Below are 22,995 nucleotides of genomic sequence, written 5' to 3'. Positions count from 1 at the left end.
TCAGGGGGTGGGGTGGGTGAGGCGGGGCCAGTCGACGTCGGCGACGCTTCCGAAGACGACGTCGGCGTCCGCGGCGAGCACCTCGACCGGCGTGGTCCCGAGGACGGCGAGCAGCCCGCCGGCGCCGGCCGCACGCCCGGACACGAGGCCCGCGGTCGCGTCCTCGACGACGAGGCAGTCGCCCGGGGACAGACCGAGGAGCGCGGCGCCCCGGACGTAGGGTTCGGGGCCGGGTTTGCCGTGGCCCACGTCGCTCGCCGTGACGAGGACCTCGGGCCTCGGGAGCCCGGACGCCGCCAGCCGGGCGGCGGCGAGGTCGCGCTCGCACGACGTCACGATCGCGTGCCTCACCCCCCTGCGGGTGAGCGACTCGAGTGCCTCGAGCGCCCCCGGCAGGACGACGACGCCCTCGGTGTCGGCGACCTCGATCTCGGCGATCCGCGAGTGCGCCCGCAGCCGCTCGCCCTCGGAGCGGCCCGCCATGACCACGGCGATCGTGTTGGCGCTGGTCCGCCCGTGCGACCCCGCGAGCGCCACCGGGTCGATGCCGAACTCCTCGCTCCAGCGCAGCCACGAGCGCTCGACGGCCGACATCGAGTCGATGAGCGTCCCGTCCATGTCGAAGAGCACCCCGGCGAACGAACGCTCGGGGAGACGTCCGGCCAGCGGTGCACCCATCCCGTCAGCCTAGGGTTGGCGCATGGCGCCACGGACCTCGGGACACGTGCGCGGTGCCCTCATGACCGCGACGACCGCGGTCGTCGCCCTCATCGGTGGCTGGACCTGGGCGGCGACGCGCCAGCCCGACGGGTTCGACCCGGTGCGCGAGTCGATCAGCGCCCTCGCTGCCACGGAGACCCCGCACCGCTGGATCATGACCGTCGCGCTGGTCGTCACCGGCCTGGCCCACATCGGATCGGCAGTCATGCTGCCGGGGATGCGTCGTGCGGGCCGCGGGGTGCTCGGGGCGGCCGGGGTCGCGACCGTCGCCGTCGCCCTCGTCCCCCTCACCTCCCGTTCCGACGACTCCCTCACCCACACGATCGTGGCCGCCGCGAGCTTCCTACTGCTCGCCCTGTGGCCGTGGTTCGCCGCGCGCCCCGCGGCCACCCCCCTCCTGCGCCCCCCGGTCGCCCGGACCGCGACCGTGGTCCTCGTCGCACTCGTCGCCTCCCTCACCGTCGGCTCCCGAGCGGGTATGCCGTTCGGTGCGCACGAGCGCGTCGTGGCCGCCCTCCTCGCGCTGTGGCCGCTCGCCACCGCGGTCACCGCGTGGTGGGCGCTCGGGCACCGGGTCGGGGGTCGGCGCGCCCGCAGCGTGCTCACGGTCGCCGCGCTCACCCTCGCCTGCACCGCGGGCGGAGTCGCGACGACGCGGCTCGCTCCGGCCACGGCACACACCACCCACTACTCGGCCGAGGTCCAGCTGTCCATGGACCCCCGGCAGTCGACCCGGCTCGTCGCCCGGACGCTGTTCGGTGACATCGACGTCGGCTTCACCGGCCTGGCGCCGGGGATCGAGGCGACCCCCCAGGTGAAGGCGTCGATCGCCGACATCCTCAGCCGGCCCGGGATCACCGTGTCGAGCCTGCAGCCCGGACCGCTCGAGCTCAACGCCGCGATCGTCACGGCGGCCAGGGACGTCGGGCTGCGCTTCGCCCTCGGCGCCCTCGTCGTCGCGGCCCTCTGGCTGCTCGTGAGGTCCCTGGTGCTGCGGCGCCGTCCGCGTCGGTGGTCCCTCCTCGGAGCCGGGGTGGCCTGGGCCGTCGCCTGCGCCGCCACCGGGGTGGGGATCTGGCAGACCTACCAACCCGAGCGGCAGCACGAGTTCACCTCGACCGGCGTCCTCGGCACGGTGCAGCGCAACCAGTCCCTCATCTCCGACGTCGAGGCGCGCTCGGCGCAGGTGTCGCCGTACCTGCGCAACCTCATCGCCCTGTCGTCGGCCCTCCAGGACAAGTACTCCCCCACCGAGCTCGCCCAGCCCGCGGCCCTGCGGGTCCTGCTCGTCTCCGACCTGCACTCGGGCAACCAGTACGCCCTGATGCGCACCATCGTCGAGGAGGAGGACATCGACCTCGTCGTGGACGCCGGCGACCTCGTCAACTTCGGGACGGTGGCAGAGGGGAACGCCACGGGCATGTTCGCCGGCATCGCCTCCCTGCCCGTGCCCTACCTCTTCGTCCGCGGCAACCACGACGCGACGTCGCCGACGGACACGGCGATCCTCGACCGGATGGCGTCGATCCCCAACGTCGTCCTCCTGCAGCGTGACGCGCAGAGCTACACCGTGGCCGAGGCGGGCGGCATCCGGATCGGCGGGTTCAACGACCCCCGTTTCTTCGGTGACGACGGCAAGCGGAGCAGCGACAAGCAGCAGCCGGCCAAGCGCGCCTTCGTCGCCGCGTTCGAGGACGAGGACCCGTTGGACCTGCTCGTCTCGCACGAGCCGTGGGCCGTCCAGGACGTGCCGAGGGCCGACGTCGCCGTCAACGGCCACATGCACACCCCAGACCTCGAGGGGAACCGGATCCAGGCCGGAACCTTCACCGGCGGAGGCCCGCTCACCCACTTCGTGGGTCAGGAGAACGGCGAGGAGCTCGTCGGGCAGCCCTCCGCGTTCGACGTCCTCACCTTCGGCGAGACCTGCCGGCTGACCTCGGTGACCCGGTACCGGTACCGCAACGTCATCGAGGGGCGGCCGGCATACGACGACGTCAGCCTGCTCAACGGGACCCGCATCGACACGGTGACCGACCCGGAGCGGCAGTGCACGCGCCCCGAGGCGGGTGCCTCACCGCTCGACTCGCTGACCCTGAGAGAGGTCCGGGCGCAGCGCCCCGCCACGGAGTCGCTCGGGGCAGACTGAGGCGCATGGCTGACTACACCGATGCAGAACGCGACACGGTCCGCAACGCCGCCTTCGGGGCGATCGCCCTCGTGAGCAAGGCCGACCCGGGCTTCCTGTCCTCCTTCAAGGAGAGCCTCGCCGGGTCCAAGGCCCTGGCGGCGGGCCCCAAGGAGATCACCGACCTGCTGCGCTCGGGCGGGTTCCCGTCCCCGCCGACGGGCGACGCGGCCGCGCAGGAGCAGGCCGTGCTCACCGGCCTCACGGAGGCGAAGGCGCTCCTCACGGCCAAGGCCGACGGGTCCGCGGAGGCGTTCTCGGGCGTCATCATGGAGGCCACGCAGGCGGTGGCCGACGCCTCCGACGGCGTCAGCCCGGAGGAGCAGGCCGTCATCGACAAGGTCAGGGCCGCCCTGGCCTGAGCGCGAGGGCGCCCAGGAGGCCGCCGACGAGGTGCCGGTCGATGAGGCCGTCGCCGAGGCCGATCTCGACGAGCGTGTCGAACACGCGCCGGTCGCGGCCGGCGGCCCGGATCCCGGCGTCGACCACGGCCGGGGACCGGGCCAGCCGCGACGACACCCACGTGTGCCGCAGGTGGGTGCGGAGGAGGCGGCGCACCTCACGGCGGTGGACGGCGCCTGCGTCGGCCGGTCGGCCGAGGCGCACCGCGCGAGCAGCGGTGCGCCCGGCGGCGATCCCGGTGGCGACGGCGTAGTAGATCCCCTCCCCCGTCATCGGGTTGACGAGCCCGGCCGCGTCCCCGGCCAGGAGCACGGGCCCGTCGGGCTGGTCCCAGTGCCAGGTGCTCAGCGGCAGGTGGTGACCGAGCCAGCCGGTGCCCGTCGCGGCCGCGCCGGGCAGGAGCGCCTCGAGCTGGTCGAGCAGCAGCTGCCGGCTCGGCGCTGCCGGCGCGCCTCCCCGGCCCGACCGGTCGCCGGGGAGCAGCTCGCCGTAGCCCACGTTGACGAGCCCGTCGCCCCTGTCGAACGCCCAGGCGTAGGAGGGCTGCCGGCGGTCGCCGTACCGGATGACCTGCCGCCCGCGCCACCGGTCGGTGACCGGCGCGTAGCCCCGCAGGGCGAGGGCGCGCGGCTCCCGACGACGGCCGAGCAGCTGCGCGCGCACGACCGAGTGCGCCCCGTCCGCACCGACGACGACACCGGCCCCGATGTCGCCCGCCAGGCCGAGCGGCGTGAGGCTGATCGCCGAGACGCGCTCCCTCCGCAGCTCGGCCCCGGCGGCCACCGCCCGCCCGACCAGCCGGGCGTCGAGGACCTTCCGCGGGATGACGTGGACCTCCCGGTCCATCTCCCCCTCGACCCGCACCCCTCCGTGCGAGAGCTCGAGTCGGCGCAGCGGCGCCCAGCCGTCGACGACGTCGGCGGCCCCGACCTCGCCCAGCGCGGTGACGACGTGCGGGGCGATGCCGTCGCCGCAGGACTTGTCGCGCGGGAAGTCGCTGCGGTCGAGCAGCACCACCCGGAGCGACGGGTCCTCGGTGAGCGCCCCCAGCGCCGCTGCGGAGCCGGCCGGCCCGGCCCCGATGACGAGCACGTCAGCCTTCACGAGAAACCCGTATGCCGGTCAGTCGCCCTTGACGATGTCGTCGCGCCACTCGTGCCCCGACGGTTCGAGGTCACCACGGGCGAGCTGGTCCTCACGGCCGCGCAGCTCGACCCGGCGGATCTTGCCCGAGATCGTCTTCGGCAGCTCGCCGAACTCGAGCCGGCGCACCCGCTGCCACGGCTGCAGGTGCTCGCGGGCGTGGGCGAGGATCGAGCGGGCCGTCTCCTCGGTGGGTTCGTGGCCGGGGGCGAGCACGACGTAGGCCTTGGGCACCGCGAGGCGGAGCTCGTCGGGCGCCGGCACGATCGCGGCCTCGGCCACGGCCGGGTGCTCGATGAGCACCGACTCGAGCTCGAACGGGCTGATCTTGTAGTCGCTCGCCTTGAAGACGTCGTCGGTGCGCCCGACGTAGGTGATGTACCCCTCCGCGTCGATGCTCGCGACGTCACCGGTGTGGTAGAAACCGTCGGCCATCGCCTCCGCGTTGCGCTCCGGGTCGCCCTGGTAGCCGGTCATGAGCGGCAGTGGACGCGCGGCGAGGTCGAGGCACAGCTCGCCCTCTCCCTCTCCCGCGACCCGCTCGCCCGTCGCCGGGTCGACGAGGACGACCGGGACGCCCGGCAGCGGGCGGCCCATCGAGCCGGGCTTGACCCGGGACCCGGGGGTGTTGCCGACCGCCGCGGTCATCTCGGTCTGGCCGTAGCCGTCGCGCAGCGTGAGCCCCCACGCCCGTCGCACCTGCTCGATGACCTCGGGGTTGAGCGGCTCACCCGCCCCGATCACCTCGCGCAGCGAGCCCGGCCCCTCGGACAGGTCGGCGTTGATGAGCATCCGCCACACCGTCGGCGGGGCGCAGAAGGACGTGACCTCGTGGTGGCGCAGCACCTCGAGCAGCGCCGGTGGGTCGAATCGCGTGTAGTTGTGGACGAGGATCGTCGCCTCCGCGATCCACGGGGCGAAGCAGCACGACCACGCGTGCTTGGCCCAGCCGGGGCTGGAGATGTTGAGGTGGACGTCGCCCGGCCGGAGCCCGAGCCAGAACATCGTCGAGAGGTGCCCCAGCGGGTAGGACACCTGAGTGTGCTCCACGAGCTTGGGCCGGCTCGTCGTCCCCGACGTGAAGTAGAGGAGCAACGGGTCACCCGGCGCGGTCCCGGGGTGGGGCAGCGGAGGCGCGTCGACGGCATACGCGTCGGTGAGGTCGTGCCAGCCCGGTGAGGCGCCGACGCTGATCCGGGTGATGTCGCCGACGAGACCGGCGAACTTGCCGACCTGGGACGCGTTCGCGATGACGTGGCGTGCTCCGCCACGGGCGACCCGGTCCTCGAGGTCGGCGGCCCCGGCGGCCGAGGTCGTCGGCATGATGACGGCACCGAGCTTCATCACCGCGAGCATGCAGTCCCAGAGCTCGACCTGGTTGTCGAGCATGACGATCACGGGATCGCCTTGTGCCACACCGCGTTCCGCGAGCCACTGCCCGACGCGGTCCGACCGGTTCGCCATGGCGTCGAAGGTCATCTCGCGGCTGGAACCGTCCTCCTCGATGATGACGAGGGCCTTGGCGTCGTTGCCCCGCGCGATGACGTCGAACCAGTCGACCGCCCAGTTGAAGCGGTCTCCGAGATCCGGGAACGAGAAGTCGCGCACGGCCTCCTCGTGCTGCCCCCGCCACCCGAGCAGCCGGTCGCGTGCCGCGCGGTAGAGGTCGGTGGCCGGGCTGGTGGCTGCCGTGGTCGGCGCGTCGCTCATGGGGACAGCCTGCCCGCCGCAGGGCTCGCCCACCACCCCGTCGCCGGTCAGCGCGGGTCGGCGATGACGACGGTCCGGTAGGCCGTGTGCTCGCCCGGGCCCTTGCCGCACGACAGCGGCGCGGGGGGCAGGGCCTCGGCCGTCACCTCCACCCACGTCGTGTCCGGCAGGGGGTCGTCCCCGATCACCTCGACGCGGGTGACGGTCTCCGAGACGACGTCGATCGTGCCGGGACGGGCGGCGGTGATGGGCGCCGGTCCGTGCACGGCCAGGACCGAGCCCGTCGCGGCCTGGATCGCCGGCGACCAGCGGGTGACGCCGCGCAGGTGGGTCGTGTCGACCTCACCCGCCCGGTGGGACCGGACCACGGCGACCGCGTTGGGGAGGTCGACGGTGCCGAAACAGGTCCCGTCGGGCAGGGAGAGGAAGGTGCCGGCGAAGCGGTGGCCCCCGAGGTGGGTGCACTCCCACACCTCGTCGGGGAAGACCCGGGCCAGGGCGGCGGTGACGGGCCGCCCGCGCAGCGCGCAGCAGGCGTCCCGGGTGCCCTGGGTGCAGACGAGCAGCATCGGCTCGGCGAGCGACTCCGAGTGGGTGAGCGGGGCACCGAGGGCGGCGACGGCGGCGAGCAGGTCGTCGCTGGTGCGCCACGTTCCGGTGACCCAGGTCCCGTGCGCGGTGTCGACGGCATACCAGGCGGGTGCCTCGCCGGGGTCGCGGCGACCGTGACGACGCACGAGCAGGGAGCGACCCTGGAGCTCCGCGCAGGCCGACTCGATGGCCCGCGCGACGTTGCCGGCGATGCCCGGCGTCTCGAGGTGGTCCCTGGACCACGGGCCGGGGTGCTCGATGAGCAGCCAACGGCGGGCGACCGGCGCGGAACCGAGCATCGGCTCACCTCGCTGACGGAAGGCGTTGGAGCAGCGGCCGGTGTCGGGGGTCACCCGTCCGATGCTACGACTCGGGCCCACCGCGACCCGGCCCGGTCCGCCCCCGGTGCGCCCCGGGTGCGTTCGTCACCGGCGCCCGGGCGGGGGCGCGGCTGCGGAGAGGAGGACGTCGGCGGTCTCGCTCGTCGTGACGAGGGAGTGGATGAGCCCGCCCCTCACGGCGGCGGTGATCGCCTCGACCTTGGCGATGCCATGCGCGATGGCGATGATGTGGCGGATGCCCCGCAGCTGGCCACCCGTGAGCCCGATGATCCGGGCGGTGAGCGGGGTGTCGACGATGGCACCGTCCTCGGCGAAGAAGACTCCGGCCGCCTCGCCGACCGCGCCGGCCTCCGACACCGCGGCGCGCTCGCCCACGCTGAGGACCTCGTGGACGGTCGACATGCCCGGCGCCCACGCGCCCAGGCCGATGACGGCCAGGGTGACCTCGGCGACGTGGTCCAGGGCCGTGCGCACCGCGGGCTGGCGTCGCATGACCTCGGCGCTGGCGGCGTCGTCGAGGACCAGCGGCGAGTAGAAGACGTGCCGCTCCCCACCGGCGATGAGGGCGGCCCGCCGGACGACGTCGACCGAGCTGCTGTCCTCGCCGGGCGTCACCATCGCGCCACTGAGCTGGACGATCGGCACCTTCGGGAGGTGCTCGAGGGCGCCCACCATCCGGCTCACCGAACGGCTCCACGGGAGCCCGACGACGTCCTCGTCGGTGACGACCTCGGTGAGGAGGGCGGCCGCGACGTCGGACACCGCGTGGCCGGCCTGCGGCCCGGAGCCCGGGACGACGATGCAGTGGCGCAGGCCGAGGGCCTCCCCCAGGCGCGCGGACCGGTGGGTGTCGATCCCTTGGGGTGACACGATCTCGATGGTGACCATGCCGCTCTCCCGCGCGGCTTCGAGGAGTCGCGCCACCTTGAACCGGCTCATTCCGAGGGAGGCCGCGAGGTCGACCTTGGACTCGCCGTCGATGAGGTGGCGACGAGCGACCTCCGCCGCCAGGACGGCGTCGGCGGGGCTCAGGGACTCAGGCACGCGGGCCCGCAGGCATGCGGGCGCCGCTGGGCGACCTGTTGACAATGTGACCTGGGTCATACAGTCTCATTCGTGCAGCGTACACGCTCATATGAGCACCGATGTCACAGCGGCGAAGGAGGGCGACGATGCCCGGGAGCACACGGCACACCTCGAACCGGGGCCGACGACGCGGGCGGTGGACCGCGGTCGCCACGGCGGGCGCCCTGAGCGTCGGGCTCGGTGGCTGCGCGGGCTGGGGCGGAGGTGGCATCGGGGGTGGCGGCCCGAACTCGATCGACGTCCTCATGGTCAACAACCCACAGATGGTCGACCTCCAGTCGCTCACCGCCGAGCACTTCACGGCCGAGACGGGGATCCGGGTCAACTTCACGGTCCTGCCCGAGAACGACGTGCGCGACAAGATCAGCCAGGAGTTCTCCAGCCAGTCGGGGCAGTACGACGTCGCCTCCCTGTCGAACTTCGAGATCCCGATCTACGCCAAGGCCAAGTGGATCGCGCCGATGGACGACTACATCGCCCAGGACCCGGAGTTCGACCAGGACGACATCCTGGGGCCGATGACGACCTCGCTGTCCAGCGAGGGCAAGATCTACGGCCAGCCGTTCTACGGCGAGTCCTCCTTCCTCATGTATCGCAAGGACGTCCTCGAGGCCGAGGGCGTGACGATGCCGGAGAAGCCCACGTGGCAGGAGGTCGCCGACATCGCCGCGAAGGTCGACGGCGCCGAGCCCGGGATGAACGGCATCTGCCTGCGCGGACAGCCCGGCTGGGGTCAGGTCTTCGCCCCCCTGTCGACGGTCGTCAACACGTTCGGCGGCACGTGGTTCGAGGCGGACTGGACGCCCCGGGTCAACGCGCCCGAGTTCACCGAGGCGGTCCAGTTCTACGTCGACCTCGTCCGGGCGTACGGCCAGAACGGCGCACCGCAGGCCGGCTTCACCGAGTGCCTCAACAACCTCGTCCAGGGCAACGTCGCCATGTGGTACGACGCGACGTCGGCCGCCGGCTCCATCGAGGCCGACGACTCCCCGCACCGGGGCAAGTTCGGCTACGCCCCGGCACCGGTCGTCAAGACCGACTCGTCCGGGTGGCTCTACGCCTGGTCGTGGAGCATCCAGCAGGCGAGCACCAAGAAGGACAACGCCTGGAAGTTCATCTCGTGGGCGTCGGGCAAGGAGTACGAGGAGCTCGTCGGGGAGGAGATCGGCTGGACGAGCGTCCCCGCTGGGAAGCGCGCCTCGACGTACGAGAACGAGGACTACCTCGCCGTGGCGTCGGCGTTCGCCGAGCCGACGCGGGAGGCCATCGAGGCCGCCGACCCGACGAACCCCGGCGTGCAGCCCCGCCCGGCGATCGGGATCCAGTTCGTCGGCATCCCCGAGTTCCCTGACCTCGGGACCCAGGTGAGCCAGGACGTCAGCTCGGCCATCGCCGGGCAGATCACGGTCAAGGAGGCGCTCGACCGAGGCCAGGAGCTGGCCGAGGACGTCGCCGAGCGCTACCAGACGAGGAGCAAGTGATGGCATCCGACACCGTCGCCGACGCGCCGGCCAAGCGCCCTCCCGGCGAGAACACCGCGCGCAGCACGCGCCTGGCCAAGGCCGGTGACTGGTCCCGCCGGGCGCCGCTGCTCCCCGCGCTGATCTTCGTCATCGTCCTCACCCAGCTGCCGTTCCTCGCGACCCTCGTCGTGTCGTTCATGAACTGGAACGCCTACTACCCCGAGGAGCGCGGCTTCGCCGGGTTCGACAACTTCGTCCGGGTCTTCACCGACAGCAACACGCGCAACGCCGTCGTCGTGACGATCATGCTCACGGTGCTCGTCGTCGGCATCAGCCTCGTGCTCGGGATGCTCATCGCGCTCCTGCTCGACCGCAAGTTCCTGGGCCGGGGCATCGTGCGGACCCTGATGATCACGCCGTTCCTCATCGTGCCGGTCGCGGCGGCGCTGCTGTGGAAGCACGCGCTCTACAACCCCGAGTACGGCCTGCTCAACGGCACGCTCAAGGCGGTCCTCGGTGAGGACGCGCCCCAGCCGGACTGGATCAGCAACAACCCGCTCATCTCGATCGTCGCGGCGCTCGTCTGGCAGTGGACGCCGTTCATGATGCTCATCCTGCTCGCCGGCCTGCAGTCCCGGCCGCTCGACGTCGTCGAGGCCGCCCGCATCGACGGTGCCAGCGCGTGGCAGATCTTCCGGACGATGACGCTGCCGCACATGCGCCAGTACATCGAGCTGAGCGGCCTGCTCGGCGCGATCTACGTCGTCCAGAACTTCGACCACGTCTTCACCATCACCTCCGGTGGCCTCGGCACGGCGAACCTGCCGTACTTCATCTACCAGACCTTCTACACCGCCCAGGACTACGGGCGAGCCTCTGCCGCAGGCGTCGTCGTCGTCATCGGCACCATCATCATCGCGACCGCCGCGTTGCGGACCGCGTTCAGCCTGTTCAAGGAGGAGGCCCGATGAGCGCCACGACCGAGACCCGCGAGACCCGCGAGCCGCAGGCGATCAACCACCACAAGAGCCCGAAGAGCCACATCCTGCTCACGCTCGCGGCGTGGCTGTGCGGGCTGCTCTTCGCCCTGCCGGTGGTGTGGATGATCATCACGTCCTTCCACAAGGAGGAGGACGCGGCGACGAACCCGCCCAGCGTCTTCGCCCCGCTCAGCCTCGACGGCTACCGCTCGTTCTTCGACGCCGGACCGTGGCCGCCGCTGCTCAACTCGCTCACCGCGAGCGTGCTGTCGACGATCCTCGTCCTGCTGCTGGCGTTCCCCGCGGCCTACGCGCTGTCGATCCGACCGGTGAAGGCGTGGACCGACGTCCTCTTCTTCTTCCTGTCGACCAAGATGCTGCCGATCGTCGCCGGCATCCTGCCGATCTACCTCTTCGCCCAGAAGGCCAACCTCCTCGACAACATCTGGCTGCTCATCATCCTCTACACGTCGATGAACCTGCCGATCGCCGTGTGGATGCTGCGCTCCTTCCTCGCGGAGGTGCCCGTGGAGATGCTCGAGGCGGCCCAGGTCGACGGCGCCTCACTGACGATGACGCTGCGCAAGGTCATCGCGCCGGTGGTCATGCCCGGCATCGCCGCCGCCGCACTCATCTGCTTCATCTTCAGCTGGAACGAGCTGCTCCTGGCGCGCGTCCTCACCGGGACCGTTGCCGGAACCGCCCCGGTGTTCTTGACTGGGTTCGTGACCAGCCAGGGGCTCTTCCTCGCCAAGGTGTGCGCGGCGTCGTTCGTCGTGTCGCTGCCGGTGCTCGCCGCCGGGTTCGCGGCCCAGGACAAGCTCGTCCAGGGACTCTCCATGGGCGCGGTCAAGTGAGGCGGGGGTGGTGAAGCTCAGCCAGGCAACCATCGGCGACCTGCCCGCGGAGGTGGCGCGGCCGGCATACGACCGCTCGGCGGTCACCCCCGGCATCGTCCACTTCGGGGTCGGTGGGTTCCACCGGGCGCACGAGGCGATGTACGTCGACGCCCTCATGAACGAGGGAACGGCGCACGACTGGGGCATCGTCGGGGTCGGGCTCATGCCGGGCGACTCCCGGATGCGCGACGCCATGGCCGCCCAGGACAACCTCTTCACGCTCGTCGTCAAGCACCCCGACGGGCGCCTCGAGCCGCGGGTCATCGGGTCGATGGTCGGCTACCTCTTCGCCCCCGACGACCCGCAGGCGGTCCTCGACCGGCTCGTCGACCCCGCCACGCGCATCGTCTCGCTCACGGTCACCGAGGGCGGCTACCACGTCAACCAGGTGACCGGCGAGTTCGACGCGAGCGACCCCGTCCTCCAGGCGGACCTCGGCGCCGAGGGCCTGCCGCGCAGCATGTTCGGCTTCGTCACCGAGGCCGCGCGCCGGCGCCGGGAGGCCGGGACCGACCCGTTCACGGTGATGTCGTGCGACAACCTCCCCGGCAACGGCGACGTCGCGAAGAAGATGATCGTCGCCTTCGCCCGGCTCAAGGACCCCGAGCTCGGTGACTGGGTGGAGGAGCACGTCGCCTTCCCCAACTGCATGGTCGACCGGATCACCCCGGTGACCTCGCCGGAGGACGTCGCGGCCCTCGCCGACCAGTTCGGTGTCGAGGACGCGTGGCCGGTCGTGTGCGAGCCGTTCACGCAGTGGGTTCTCGAGGACCACTTCCCTTCCGGCCGGCCGCCGTTCGAGGACGTCGGTGTCCAGATCGTCGACGACGTGGTGCCCTACGAGCTGATGAAGCTGCGCCTGCTCAACGCCAGCCACCAGGCCCTCTGCTACCTCGGGTACCTGTCGGGGTACCGCTACGCCCACGAGGTCGCCCAGGACCCGCTGTTCAGGGAGTTCCTGCTCGGCTACATGGCGGAGGAGGGCTCGCCCACGCTGCCCGAGGTGCCCGGGGTCGACCTGGGCGTCTATCGCCGACAGCTCATCGAGCGCTTCGCCAACCCCGAGGTGCGTGACACCCTGGCCCGGCTGTGCGCCGAGAGCTCCGACCGCATCCCCAAGTGGCTCGTCCCGGTCATCCGGCACAACCTCCGGACGGACGGCCGCTTCGAGCGCTCGGCGCTGGTCGTGGCGTCCTGGGCGCGCTACGCCGAGGGCGTCGACGAGGCCGGTGAGCCCATCGAGGTCGTCGACCGGCACAGGGACAAGATCATGGCGGCGGCGCTCCGCCACGAGGAGGACGAGCTCGCCTTCCTGCGCGACCGCGACCTCTTCGGCGACCTCGTCGACAGCGAGCCCTTCACGACGGCCTACACGGCGTTCCTGAGGTCGTTGCACGACAACGGCGCTCGGGTCACCCTCGAGGACCTGGAGTCCAATCGATGACGTCCACCACCGCCCCCGCCACGATGCGCACGGCGGTCCTCACCGAGCCGGGGGCGATCACGGTCGAGTCCCGACCCGTGCCCGCGCCCGCGGCCGACGAGGTGCTCATCGAGGTGCGCTCGGTCGGCGTGTGCGGCTCCGACACCCACTACTTCGACCACGGCCGGATCGGCGACCACGTCGTCACCGGGCCGCTGGTGCTCGGCCACGAGAGCGCGGGGGTCATCGTGGCCGTCGGGTCGGACGTCGACCCCGGGCGGGTGGACGAGCGGGTGGCGATCGAGCCGGGCGTGCCCTGCCGGTCGTGCGCCCAGTGCCTCGCCGGTCACTACAACCTCTGCCCCGACATGGTCTTCCACGCGACCCCACCGGTGGACGGGACGCTCGCCGAGTACGTCACGCACCCGGCGTCCTTCGCGTTCACGCTGCCGGACTCCGTGTCGTTCGACGAGGGTGCGATGCTCGAACCGCTCTCGGTGGGCATCTGGGCGTGCCGGCGCGCCTCTGTCGGGCCGGGAGTGCGGGTGCTCGTCACCGGCGCCGGCCCGGTGGGGCAGCTCGCCGCCCAGACCGCGATCGCGTTCGGCGCCACCGAGGTGGTCGTCGCCGACGTCAACGCGCACCGGTTGTCCGTGGCCACCTCCCTGGGCGCCACCGAGGTCGTCGACGTGTCGTCGACGGCGCTCACCGACGCGTATGCCGGCCGGCCCGGTCCCGATGTCGTCCTCGAGTGCTCCGGGCACGAGGGGTCCACCCAGGCCGCCATCCGCGTCGCCGCCCCGGCCGGGCGCGTGGTCCTCATCGGCATGGGCGGCGACACCCTGGCCCTGCCGCTGGGCGACGTCCAGAACCGCGAGCTGTGGGTGACGGGGGTCTTCCGCTACGCCAACACGTGGCCGACGGCGATCGACCTCGTCGCGTCGGGTCGCGTCCGGCTCGGCCCCCTGGCCACGGGCCACTTCCTCCTGGACGACACCGCTGCGGCCCTCACGGCTGCTCGCACCGACCCCGGGGCGATCAAGTCGATCATCCACCCCGCGGGCCGGGAGGCGGCGGAGCGGTGATGCCGGCGTCGATGGCGGCCGTGCGCCTGCCCGGGGACAGCACGGTCGAGCACGTGAGGGTCGACGTCCCGACGCCGGGGCCGGGACAGGTGCTCCTGCGGATGCGCGCCTCGGGCATCTGCGGCAGCGACATCCGCGCGATCTACCGCGAGCACCTCGGCCACGGCGCCGAGGCCTACCAAGGGGTCGTCGCGGGACACGAGCCCTGCGGCGACGTCGTCGCGCTCGGTCCCGGGGTGGCGACGCTCGAGGTCGGCCAGGGCGTCGCGGTCTACCACATCACCGGCTGCGGCTCCTGCGCGGAGTGCCGGATCGGCTACCCCATCGGCTGCACCTCCTCGACCCGAGCGGCGCACGGCTGGCAGCGCGACGGCGGCCACGCCGAGTACCTCCTGGCCGAGGCGGTCTCGTGCCTCCCGCTGCCCGACGGGGTGACCCACGTCGACGGTGCGCTGGTCACGTGCGGGTTCGGGACGGCATACGAGGGCCTGTTGCGCGCAGGGGTGAGCGGTCGGGACCGGCTGCTCGTCACCGGCCTCGGTCCGGTCGGTCTCGCGGCGGCGATGCTCGGCCGGCACCTCGGCGCCTCGACGGTCATCGGCCTGGAGCCCCACCCCGACCGTGCCGCCATGGCGCGGGACCTCGACCTCGTCGACGTCGTCGTGACCGACCCGGCCGACCTCGCGGACGCCGTGGGTGACGCGACCGGCGGTCGGGGATGCGAGGTGAGCCTCGACTGCAGCGGGAACGCCGGTGCCCGTGTCGCCGCCCTGACCCACACGGCGGCGCGCGGACGATGCGTCATGGTCGGCGAGGGCGGCCGGATCGACTTCGCGGTCTCGGACCTGCTCATCCACAAGCAGGTGGCGCTGCACGGGTCGTGGGTGACGTCGCTGGGTCACATGGCCGAGCTGCTCGACCTGCTCGCCCGCTGGGGCGAACACCCGGAGCGGATCGTCACCCACCGGTTCTCGCTCGCCGAGGCCGAGGACGCGTATGCCGTCGCGGCCGCAGGCGCGTCCGGCAAGGTCGTCATCACCTGGGACGACGCGTGACTCAGGGTGCGCCCGGTCGACGGATCGCGTCCGCGGCGTAGTCGTCGGTGTCGGTGTAGGTGCGGGCGTTGCCCGCGAGGACCGCCGAGGTCCGGTGCACGGCGCGTGCTCCGGCATCGAGGCTTCGCTCACCCTTGCCGAGCTGGTCGTTGAGCGCCGTGGCCAGCGTCGTCGCCGACGGGACCTCCCCGAAGCTGCTCGCCGAGACGGTGACCCGGCCGACGAGGTTCGCCGCTGCGGCGAGGGGACGGGCCGCGGCGTCGAAGTCGGTCGCGGCGCCGCGGAGGGACTCGGGCGAGACCTCGATGTCCTCGCTGAGCCCCAGGGCCTCGAGGGACGTCCTCGTCATGTACGGGTTGGCCCAGAGGTCGTCGTCGTCGGACCCGTCCGGCCCGTACGCGTCCGCACCCGACTCGTAGGTGGCGACGATCTCCCCGTCGAGCTCGATGATCCCCTCGGACATGTGGGGCAGCTCGTAGGCATCGCCCCGGTCGCCGTTGCCGGGCTCGTCGTCCTGACGGTCCTGCGTGATGAGGCGGCCCGCCCTGTCCCGGCCGAGGGAGGTGCTGAAGACGTACTCGCCGTCGCGCACGACGACGCCCTGAGCCTGCGGCGGGGTGTGGACGTAGCCGGCGCCGCCGCCGAAGGTCGTGTCCTGGGTCCAGCCGCCGTGGCCGTCGGGGGTGTAGCGGTAGAGCCGCCCGTCGTCGTCGGCCCCGTCGTAGGCGTTGCCCCCGCGTCCGATGTCGCCCACGTGCGTGCCGACGTAGAGCGCCCCGTCCTTGACCGTGCCGTAGGCCCCGGCCCCGTCGGGGAGCTGGGTGGGCGGGCCGATCGGCTGGACCGGACCGCTGCCCCCGTCCCTGAGGTCGGAGCTGAGGTAGGTGAAGACGTGCGAGGGGTTGCCGCTCGACGTGACGTAGGTGTACGTGCCGTCGGACGCCACGCCACCGGCGTGGTCGGGAGTCGGGAGGTCGACGTCGTCGCCCGCGGAGTCCTGGCCGGTCCAGCCCCCGAGCTCGACGTCGACCATCTCCTTGCCGGTGCTCGGGTCCACCATGGACAGGGTCGAGGGCTGGTCGCCGTCCTTCGAGTAGCTGGTCTGGATGATCCACCCCGTGGTCGGGTCGATGCCCAGGCCCTGCGGGGTGAGACCACGGGTGTCACCGCTCAGCCCGAGGTTGGGGATGAGCGGTCCCAGCCCGCCGCCGTGCTCCTTGAGCCAGTCGGCGGTCCTGTCCATCCCGTTCGCGAGCCACTCCAGGGTGTCGGCGTCGAGCTCGTCGCGGTCGATCTTCTCGCCTGCCGCGAAGGCGGCGACCGTGGCCAGTCGCGCGCTGTAGGTCGCGGACACGGAGACGAGCCGGGCGTGGACCAGCAGTGCGAGGAGCTCCTCGACGACGGGGTTGAGTCCCGAGGGGCGGTCCCGCCAGTGACCGATGGCCGTGGTGGCGTGGTCCTCCATCGCGTCGTACGCGTGGGCCCCGGTCGTCAGTGCGGTCTGCAGGCGCCCGAGGGCGAAGTGGTTGACCTGGATGCCCTGACCGACCCCGGCGGTGCGGACGCGGTAGCCGGCGGAGGCCGCGCTCGTCCACGTCGGGCGGTCGGCGGCCTCGTCGACCCGCGTGGCCGACTCCTCGACCTTCTTCATCGCGTCCCCGACCGTGTCCGCCTGCCCCCGCACGGTCGACGAGCTGCCCGAGACGAGAGCGGCGTACAGGACCTCCGGATCGACCATCAGCGCTCTCCCTCCCTCGGTTCGGCCACGGGCAGCGGCCGAGCGACGCCCCCTGAGGATCCAAGCACGGATCGGCCCGGCGGTCAGTGGGGAGAACTCCCCTCCGTTCGGCAAGGATGCAGGCATGGCCATCCAGCGCGAGCAGCTCGTCGCGGGCGTCGACTCGTCCACCCAGTCCTGCAAGGTCGTCGTGTGCGACGCCGGAACCGGCGAGGTCGTGCGCCAGGGACGGGCGTCCCACCCCGACGGCACCGAGGTCCACCCGAGCGAGTGGTGGACCGCCTACGAGGCGGCGACCGCGGGCGGGCTGCTCGACGGGGTCTCGGCGATCGCGGTCGGTGGCCAGCAGCACGGCATGGTCACCCTCGACGACGCGGACGAGGTCGTGCGCCCGGCGCTGCTGTGGAACGACACCCGCTCGGCGCCGGACGCGTCGGACCTCATCGACGAGCTCGGCGGCGCGCAGCGGTGGGCCACGGAGGTCGGCGTCGTCCCCGTCGCGTCGTTCACCGTGACCAAGCTGCGGTGGCTCCGTCGATGCGAACCCGAGTCCCTGGAGCGCACGCGCACCTGTGTGCTCCCCCATGACTGGCTCACCGGCCAGATCCTCAAGCGGGGCGACGGCTTCGACGGCTGGACCACCGACCGGGGCGACGCCTCCGGCACCGGCTACTGGTCCGCCGGGTCGGGCGACTACCTGCCCGACGTGCTCGACCTCGCCATCGGGAGGCAGGTCGGACTGCCGCGCGTGCTCGGCCCGACCGAGGCCGCCGGCCGTACCGGGTCCGGCCTCGTCGTCGCGCCCGGGACCGGCGACAACATGGGTGCCGCGCTGGGGCTGGGGCTGCGACCCGGCGACGCCGTCATCTCGCTCGGGACGAGTGGCACCGCCTTCGCCCGGCACGACGCGGCCATCGCGGACGACAGTGGCGCCGTTGCGTCGTTCGCCGACGCGACCGGCGGCTTCCTCCCCCTCCTCGCCACCCTCAACGCGGCCCGGGTGCTGACCGCGGGCGCCTCGATGCTCGGGGTGGAGCTCGCCGAGCTCGACCGGCTGGCGCTCGCCGCCGAACCCGGCGCCGGCGGGCTGTCCCTCCTCCCCTACCTCGACGGCGAGCGGACGCCCAACCTGCCGACGGCCACCGGCACGCTCTCTGGTCTCACGCGCGCCAACGCCACCCCCGAGAACCTCGCCCGGGCCGTGGTCGAGGGGATGCTCACCAACCTCGCGGAGGCGCTGGACGCCCTGCGCGGGCAGGGGGTCCGCGTCGAGCGGGTCCTCCTCATCGGCGGTGCGGCCGCCTCGGCCGCGGTGCGGTCCGTCGCCGCCGACCTCTTCGAGGCCGAGGTCCAGGTGCCCGCGGCCGGCGAGTACGTCGCGCTCGGTGCGGCGCGCCAGGCGGCCGCCACCCTCCTCGGCACCGACCTGCCGGAGTGGGAGGTCCGGACCGACGCCGTCCTCGAGCCGGACGCCGCGGCCAGCGAGCGGACGGCCGAGCTCCGCGGCCGCTACGCCGACCTGCGCGGACTCCTGTACGACCGCCCCGGCCCCTGACCCGCGACAGCGAGCCCCCCTAGTCTGTGCGGGTGAGCGCAACCCTCGTGGCCAAGGACCTGTCCGGAGGGCACGCCCACCGCACCCTCTTCGAGCACCTCGACCTCACCGTGGCCCCGGGCGACGTGGTCGGCGTCGTCGGCGCCAACGGTGCAGGCAAGACGACGCTCCTGCGCCTCCTCGCCGGCGAGACGGTCCCGCTCGCGGGCAGCATCACGACGGCTCCCCGCGACGCGTTCGTCGGGTGGTTGCCCCAGGAGCACGAACGCGTCCCCGGTGAGAGCGTGCGCGACTACCTCGCCCGCCGCACGGGAGCCACCGCCGCGACCGAGACGATGGAGGCGGCTGCGGCGGCGCTCGGCGGCTCCCACGCCGGCGCGGACGAGGCGTATGCCGTCGCCCTCGACCACTGGCTCGCGAGCGGCGCCCCGGACCTCGAGGACCGCGTCCCGGCCATGCTCGGCGAGCTCGGGCTCGACGTGGGCCAGGACGCCCTCATGACCTCGCTGTCGGGGGGCCAGGCGGCCCGGGCGGCGCTGGCGGCGCTGCTGCTCAGCCGCTTCGACGTCGTCCTGCTCGACGAGCCGACCAACGACCTCGACCTCGCCGGGCTCGACCGGCTGGAGGCGTTCGTGCGCGGCCTCCGGGGTGGGGTCGTGCTCGTCTCGCACGACCGCGAGTTCCTGTCGCGCTGCGTCACCCGCATCGTCGAGCTCGACCTGGCCCAGGGCTCCGTCGCCGTCCACGACGGTGGCTACGAGTCCTGGCTCGAGGAGCGCGAGATCGCCCGCCGCCACGCCCGGGAGGCGTACGAGGAGTTCGCCGGGACCAAGGCCGACCTCGTGTCGAGAGCGCGCACCCAGCGCGAGTGGAGCAGCAAGGGCGTGCGCAACGCGGTGAGGAAGAGCCCGGACAACGACAAGATCCGGCGCGCCGCCAGCATCGACTCCGCCGAGAAGCAGGCCCGCAAGGTGCGCCAGATGGAGTCGCGGATCGCCAGGCTCGACGAGGTCGAGGAACCCCGCAAGGAGTGGGTCCTCCAGTTCTCCATCGGTGACGCCCCGCGCTCGAGCTCGGTCGTCGCCACGCTCAACGACGCGACGCTGCGCCGGGGCGACTTCACCCTGGGTCCGGTCTCGCTCCAGGTCGACGCCGACAGCCGCATCGGCATCACCGGGCCCAACGGCGCCGGCAAGACGACGCTGCTCGGGCTCCTCCTCGGACGGCTCACCCCCGACAGCGGCAGCTCCAGCCTCGGTGCCAGCGTCTCCATCGGCGAGATCGACCAGGCGCGCACCGGGCTGCGGGACGACCTGTCGCTCGCCGACGCGTTCGGGGAGGCCGTTCCCGACCTCGTGCCGGCGGAGCGTCGCACCCTGCTGGCGAAGTTCGGCCTCCGCGCGGACCAGGTGACGAGCCCGGTGTCACGCCTCTCCCCGGGCGAGCGGACCCGGGCGGCCATGGCGCTGCTCCAGGCGCGTGGCGTCAACCTCCTCGTGCTCGACGAGCCGACCAACCATCTCGACCTGCCGGCCATCGAGCAGCTCGAGGAGGCGCTGGACTCCTACGAGGGCGCCCTGCTGCTCGTCTCCCACGACCGCCGGCTCCTCGAGAACGTCGAGCTCGACCAGCGCTGGCACGTCGACGGCGGTCGCGTCACGCTTCCCTGACGTCCGCGGGAACGATGAGTCCCGCGAGAGCCAGCCGTCGCCGCAGCTCGTGGTCGAGCTCCGACGGGTCGCGTATGCCGTCCAGCACCTCCGCGACCGCCTCGCGTTCGAGCGGGCCGACCACCAGGGTGCCGACCCGGCTGACGAGGACGGCGTCCTCGCCCTCGCCGTCGTCCCAGTGAGCCGCGAGCCCACCCCGCAGCCTCCAGGGGGAGGTCTCGTCGTCGGCCTGCCGCGTCTGGGCGAGCACGCCGAGCGGCTCCGCCCGCTGGGCCCCGCGGACCGCGGACCGCAGGGACTCGGTGACCTCGTCGGCGCCGACGTCCCGCAGCGCCTTCTCGACGAGCTCGCGCACGAGCCGGACGTCGTCGTCGGCCTCGATCGTCGAGGACCCCGAGCGGCCGACCGCGAGGGGAAGGCTGCGACGCGCCTCGACGTCCCCGGCCAGCCGGGCGCCGACGCGCGACAGGAGGGCGTCGACGAGGTGGCGACGCGTCCACGTGTGCACGCCGACGGTGAGGTGGATGCTCGTCCCACCCAGGGCCGTCGCGGAGTGGAGCCAGCCCCGCGGCAGGTAGAGGCAGTCGCCCGGCGACAGGGTCGCCTCGATGAGCGGCTCGGTCTCGGCAGCGCGCGCGACCTCGTCGCGCCGCTGCTCCCAGGGCTGGTCGCGCAGGGGCGCCTCCAGCACCGGCGGCCGGATCCGCCACCGTTTCTCACCGGTGACCTGGAGGACGAAGACGTCGTGGACGTCGTAGTGGTCGGAGAAGCCCTGGCTCTGGGGCGGCGTGACGTAGGCGTTGACCTGCACCGGGTGGCCGAGGTCGTTCGCGAGGTCTGCCGAGAACTGCTGGACCGGCGACCAGGTCCGGTGCAGCGCCTGCAGCACCAGGGTGGCGCCCGTGGCGAGCTCGCGCAGGACGCGGTCCTCACTCAGCTGGTCGCCGATGGTCGCGCCGACACCACCGCCGAGGGTGAAGGTGCGGTCCGCGAGGGTGGCGCCGTCCCGGGCCATGCGCGCGAAGGGCGTCCGGAGGCCGCGGCGGGCCACGAGCTCGTCGACGGCGGCGGTGCCGAAGAGGTCGGCGAAGTCGCGGGGCAGGTCGGCGGCGCGGGTGAGGAGGGGCGCCCTGGACCACACGTCGGCGGCGAAGTCCGCCGGGGGCATTCCCACGAGACGCGCGAGCGCGGAAGGACCCGCGACCGGGGCGCCAGCCTCCGGTCGCGGGTCCACGGACGAGTCGGTCACTGCGAGCCGTCGGCCCCGCCGTCCGCGCCACCGTCGTGCTGACCGGGCATGGCGGTCTCCGCCCCGCTGTCGGCCGGTCCCTCCGCCCCCGAGATCTCCGAGTCGTCGGCCAGACCGCTCGAGCTGCCGTCGAGGGCGCCGTCCGCGCCGCCGTCGGCACCGCCGTCGTGCTCACCGGGCAGCGCCGGCTCACCCGCACCGCTGTCCGCGGGGCCCTCGGCCGCCGAGCCGGTCATGCCGTCTCCGCTGCCGAAGGACTGGACGTCCTCGGAGTTCGTGTCACTCGTCGGGTCTTGCGTCATGGCAAACCTCCCAGTTGGTGGTGGGCACCAGATGGTGCGTCTTCACTGTCTACCACCAGAACCAGCGCCCACGACCGTGGGAGTTCAGGGGTCTGCGCAGGTCAGGCGGTGGATCCGGGCTCGAGCCGGGCCCCGGGCCGGACGACCACGCCCCGGCCGACGCGGCTGTCCCGGCCGACGAGCACCAGCCGGTCGTCGCCGATCCGCGAGCCCGGGGGCGTCGCTCCCACGCGGGCCCCACGTCCGATGCTGCAGCGCGAGTCGACGACGGCCGCCCGCACCTCGGCGCCGGCCTCGACCACCGTCTGGGCGAAGACGACCGAGTCCTCGACCACGGCTCCCTTGGCGACCCGCACCCCGGGGCCGATGACGCTGCCGACCACGGTGCCGGCGATGTCGGCCCCGGCACTGAGGACGGAGTGCTCGACGGTGGCGCCGCGGCGCACCAGGGCCGCCGGCAGCTCGGGCCAGCGGGTGAGGATCGGCCACTGCGGGTCGTCGAAGACGTCGACCCGACCGGCGAGCAGGTCCCGGTGGGCGGCGACGTACTCGCTCGGCGTCCCGAGGTCACGCCAGTAGCCGGGGAGGGCGAACGCGTGCACGGAGCCGTCCTCGACGAGGCGCGGGATGAGGTGCTCGCCGAAGTCTCCGATGCCGGAGTCGTCGCCGTCGGCCGCGTCGACCCGCTCGGCGCGCAGGTCCTCGAGGGCCGCGGCGAGGCGTGAGGGGTTGTAGGCGAAGATCTCGGCGGCGATCGTGGACGCGCCCGGGTCGTCCGGCTTGTAGTCGAGACCCGTGACGACGCCGCCGGTTCCGACCTCAACGACGGCCTTGGCCGCCGCCTGGGCGCGCGAGACCTCGGTCGTGACGACGGTGCACGAGGAGCCGGTGTCGAGGTGCTGGTCGACGACGTCACGCAGGTCGAGGCTGAAGACCTGGTCGGCGCTGAGGACGAGGACGACGTCGGCGCCGAAGTCCCGGATCGAGTCGAGGTTGCGGTAGAGGTCGTCGCCGTTGCCCTCGCTGAAACCCGACTGGGCCGCCGACCCGCTGCCCTCCTCGGGCGGGAGCCACTGCAGCCCACCCCGGGTGCGGTCGAGGTCCCACGGTCGGCCGGCGGCGACGTGCTTGTGCAGGCTCGTCGCGAGGTACTGCACGGAGAGCCACACGTCGGTGACCCCGCTGTGCGCCAGCGACGACAGGGCGAAGTCGACGAGCTGGTACTGACCGGCATACGGAAGAGCGGGTTTGGCGCGCTCCCGGGTGAGGACGTCCATGCGCGAGCCCTGGCCGCCGGCCTGGACGATGGCCAGCACCTTGGGTCGCCGCGTCATGGGGCCACTCTGCCCCACCCGGCGGTGTGCGAGGGCGGGCGGGACATCGCCTAGATTCGGG

General features: G+C 72.9%; 19 protein-coding genes. 10 read left to right on the top strand and 9 right to left on the bottom strand.

From position 1 onward, the window contains the following. Complete coding sequence (locus N801_RS04535; RefSeq protein WP_035933423.1) at positions 1–678, bottom strand: HAD-IA family hydrolase; 678 nt, start codon at positions 676–678, stop codon at positions 1–3. A 22-nt stretch (positions 679–700) separates the two neighbouring features. Between N801_RS04535 and N801_RS04525 the strand changes: the two genes are divergently transcribed. Together N801_RS04525 and N801_RS04520 are read left to right on the top strand one after the other, a co-directional pair. Beyond that, positions 701–2,869, top strand: a complete 2,169-nt coding sequence (locus tag N801_RS04525) for a DUF998 domain-containing protein (protein WP_084108173.1) — start codon at positions 701–703, stop codon at positions 2,867–2,869. Between the two features lie 5 nt (positions 2,870–2,874). Continuing rightward, a complete protein-coding gene (locus tag N801_RS04520) occupies positions 2,875–3,270 on the top strand; it encodes a hypothetical protein (protein WP_035933419.1) in 396 nt (131 codons plus the stop codon). On the opposite strand, the gene N801_RS04515 is transcribed toward N801_RS04520, so the two are convergent. The 4 genes from N801_RS04515 to N801_RS04500 all read right to left on the bottom strand — a co-directional run bounded on the left by N801_RS04515 (position 3,251) and on the right by N801_RS04500 (position 8,139). Beyond that, complete coding sequence (locus N801_RS04515) at positions 3,251–4,414, bottom strand: NAD(P)/FAD-dependent oxidoreductase (RefSeq protein ID WP_035933417.1); 1,164 nt, start codon at positions 4,412–4,414, stop codon at positions 3,251–3,253. The two genes, N801_RS04520 and N801_RS04515, sit on opposite strands and share 20 nt — an antisense overlap. 18 nt (positions 4,415–4,432) lie before the next feature. Continuing rightward, positions 4,433–6,163 (bottom strand): AMP-binding protein, encoded by a 1,731-nt coding sequence (locus N801_RS04510; RefSeq protein WP_035933413.1) that lies wholly within the window; start codon positions 6,161–6,163, stop codon positions 4,433–4,435. A gap of 47 nt (positions 6,164–6,210) precedes the next feature. Then, complete coding sequence (locus N801_RS04505; protein WP_156996471.1) at positions 6,211–7,107, bottom strand: ferredoxin family protein; 897 nt, start codon at positions 7,105–7,107, stop codon at positions 6,211–6,213. 72 nt (positions 7,108–7,179) lie between these two features. Then, a complete protein-coding gene (locus N801_RS04500) occupies positions 7,180–8,139 on the bottom strand; it encodes a sugar-binding transcriptional regulator (protein ID WP_052112594.1) in 960 nt (319 codons plus the stop codon). 128 nt (positions 8,140–8,267) lie between these two features. Between N801_RS04500 and N801_RS04495 the strand changes: the two genes are divergently transcribed. The 6 genes from N801_RS04495 to N801_RS04470 are packed head-to-tail and all read left to right on the top strand — an operon-like array spanning position 8,268 to position 15,086. Further along, positions 8,268–9,662, top strand: coding sequence for an ABC transporter substrate-binding protein (locus tag N801_RS04495; protein ID WP_052112593.1), 1,395 nt, complete (start codon positions 8,268–8,270; stop codon positions 9,660–9,662). Beyond that, positions 9,662–10,615: a carbohydrate ABC transporter permease gene (locus tag N801_RS04490; RefSeq protein ID WP_035933410.1), complete on the top strand. Its 954-nt coding sequence runs from the start codon at positions 9,662–9,664 to the stop codon at positions 10,613–10,615. Before N801_RS04495 ends, N801_RS04490 begins: the two co-directional genes overlap by 1 nt. Then, on the top strand, positions 10,612–11,481 hold the full coding sequence (locus tag N801_RS04485; protein WP_035933407.1) for a carbohydrate ABC transporter permease: 870 nt from the start codon (positions 10,612–10,614) through the stop codon (positions 11,479–11,481). Before N801_RS04490 ends, N801_RS04485 begins: the two co-directional genes overlap by 4 nt. Before the next feature lie 7 nt (positions 11,482–11,488). Further along, entirely contained in the window at positions 11,489–12,967 is a 1,479-nt protein-coding gene (locus tag N801_RS04480; RefSeq protein WP_035933405.1) for a mannitol dehydrogenase family protein, read from the top strand. Then, entirely contained in the window at positions 12,964–14,031 is a 1,068-nt protein-coding gene (locus tag N801_RS04475) for an NAD(P)-dependent alcohol dehydrogenase (protein WP_035933403.1), read from the top strand. Before N801_RS04480 ends, N801_RS04475 begins: the two co-directional genes overlap by 4 nt. Beyond that, positions 14,031–15,086, top strand: coding sequence for a zinc-dependent alcohol dehydrogenase family protein (locus tag N801_RS04470; RefSeq protein WP_035933400.1), 1,056 nt, complete (start codon positions 14,031–14,033; stop codon positions 15,084–15,086). The genes N801_RS04475 and N801_RS04470 overlap by 1 nt, the downstream gene beginning before the upstream one ends. Position 15,087: 1 nt before the next feature. Here N801_RS04470 and N801_RS04465 read toward each other — a convergent pair whose 3' ends face one another. Next, a complete protein-coding gene (locus N801_RS04465; protein WP_035933396.1) occupies positions 15,088–16,824 on the bottom strand; it encodes a type VII secretion target in 1,737 nt (578 codons plus the stop codon). A gap of 124 nt (positions 16,825–16,948) precedes the next feature. On the opposite strand from N801_RS04465, the gene xylB reads away from it, so the two are divergent. Both xylB and N801_RS04455 read left to right on the top strand, forming a co-directional pair. After that, on the top strand, positions 16,949–18,379 hold the full coding sequence (xylB, locus tag N801_RS04460) for a xylulokinase (RefSeq protein WP_035933393.1): 1,431 nt from the start codon (positions 16,949–16,951) through the stop codon (positions 18,377–18,379). A 32-nt stretch (positions 18,380–18,411) separates the two neighbouring features. Continuing rightward, positions 18,412–20,049 carry an ABC-F family ATP-binding cassette domain-containing protein gene (locus N801_RS04455; protein ID WP_035933482.1) on the top strand — a complete coding sequence of 546 codons (1,638 nt, stop codon included), beginning with the start codon at positions 18,412–18,414 and terminating at the stop codon, positions 20,047–20,049. Here the strand turns inward: N801_RS04455 and N801_RS04450 are convergent. The 3 genes from N801_RS04450 to N801_RS04440 all read right to left on the bottom strand — a co-directional run bounded on the left by N801_RS04450 (position 20,036) and on the right by N801_RS04440 (position 22,934). Next, on the bottom strand, positions 20,036–21,217 hold the full coding sequence (locus N801_RS04450) for a cupin domain-containing protein (RefSeq protein WP_084108182.1): 1,182 nt from the start codon (positions 21,215–21,217) through the stop codon (positions 20,036–20,038). The genes N801_RS04455 and N801_RS04450 overlap by 14 nt on opposite strands. 77 nt (positions 21,218–21,294) lie before the next feature. After that, a complete protein-coding gene (locus N801_RS04445; RefSeq protein ID WP_035933391.1) occupies positions 21,295–21,600 on the bottom strand; it encodes a hypothetical protein in 306 nt (101 codons plus the stop codon). A gap of 101 nt (positions 21,601–21,701) precedes the next feature. After that, the gene (locus N801_RS04440) at positions 21,702–22,934 is read right to left on the bottom strand and encodes a glucose-1-phosphate adenylyltransferase family protein (RefSeq protein ID WP_035933389.1); all 1,233 of its coding nucleotides are present in this window, start codon (positions 22,932–22,934) and stop codon (positions 21,702–21,704) included. Positions 22,935–22,995: the final 61 nt, after the last annotated feature.

The sequence above is a fragment of the Knoellia aerolata DSM 18566 genome, assembly GCF_000768695.1.
In the GTDB taxonomy this organism is placed as follows: domain Bacteria; phylum Actinomycetota; class Actinomycetes; order Actinomycetales; family Dermatophilaceae; genus Knoellia; species Knoellia aerolata.
This window is presented reverse-complemented; position numbering and strand designations above follow the sequence as displayed.

Coding starts and splice junctions, on each gene's coding strand:
- N801_RS04450 (WP_084108182.1), bottom strand. CDS start 21,217: ATGCCCCCGGCGGACTTCGCCGCCGACGTGTGGTCCAGGGCGCCCCTC.
- N801_RS04495 (WP_052112593.1), top strand. CDS start 8,268: ATGCCCGGGAGCACACGGCACACCTCGAACCGGGGCCGACGACGCGGG.
- N801_RS04475 (WP_035933403.1), top strand. CDS start 12,964: ATGACGTCCACCACCGCCCCCGCCACGATGCGCACGGCGGTCCTCACC.
- N801_RS04465 (WP_035933396.1), bottom strand. CDS start 16,824: ATGGTCGATCCGGAGGTCCTGTACGCCGCTCTCGTCTCGGGCAGCTCG.
- N801_RS04445 (WP_035933391.1), bottom strand. CDS start 21,600: ATGACGCAAGACCCGACGAGTGACACGAACTCCGAGGACGTCCAGTCC.
- xylB (WP_035933393.1), top strand. CDS start 16,949: ATGGCCATCCAGCGCGAGCAGCTCGTCGCGGGCGTCGACTCGTCCACC.
- N801_RS04520 (WP_035933419.1), top strand. CDS start 2,875: ATGGCTGACTACACCGATGCAGAACGCGACACGGTCCGCAACGCCGCC.
- N801_RS04490 (WP_035933410.1), top strand. CDS start 9,662: ATGGCATCCGACACCGTCGCCGACGCGCCGGCCAAGCGCCCTCCCGGC.
- N801_RS04440 (WP_035933389.1), bottom strand. CDS start 22,934: ATGACGCGGCGACCCAAGGTGCTGGCCATCGTCCAGGCCGGCGGCCAG.
- N801_RS04470 (WP_035933400.1), top strand. CDS start 14,031: ATGCCGGCGTCGATGGCGGCCGTGCGCCTGCCCGGGGACAGCACGGTC.
- N801_RS04525 (WP_084108173.1), top strand. CDS start 701: ATGGCGCCACGGACCTCGGGACACGTGCGCGGTGCCCTCATGACCGCG.
- N801_RS04510 (WP_035933413.1), bottom strand. CDS start 6,163: ATGAGCGACGCGCCGACCACGGCAGCCACCAGCCCGGCCACCGACCTC.
- N801_RS04535 (WP_035933423.1), bottom strand. CDS start 678: ATGGGTGCACCGCTGGCCGGACGTCTCCCCGAGCGTTCGTTCGCCGGG.
- N801_RS04485 (WP_035933407.1), top strand. CDS start 10,612: ATGAGCGCCACGACCGAGACCCGCGAGACCCGCGAGCCGCAGGCGATC.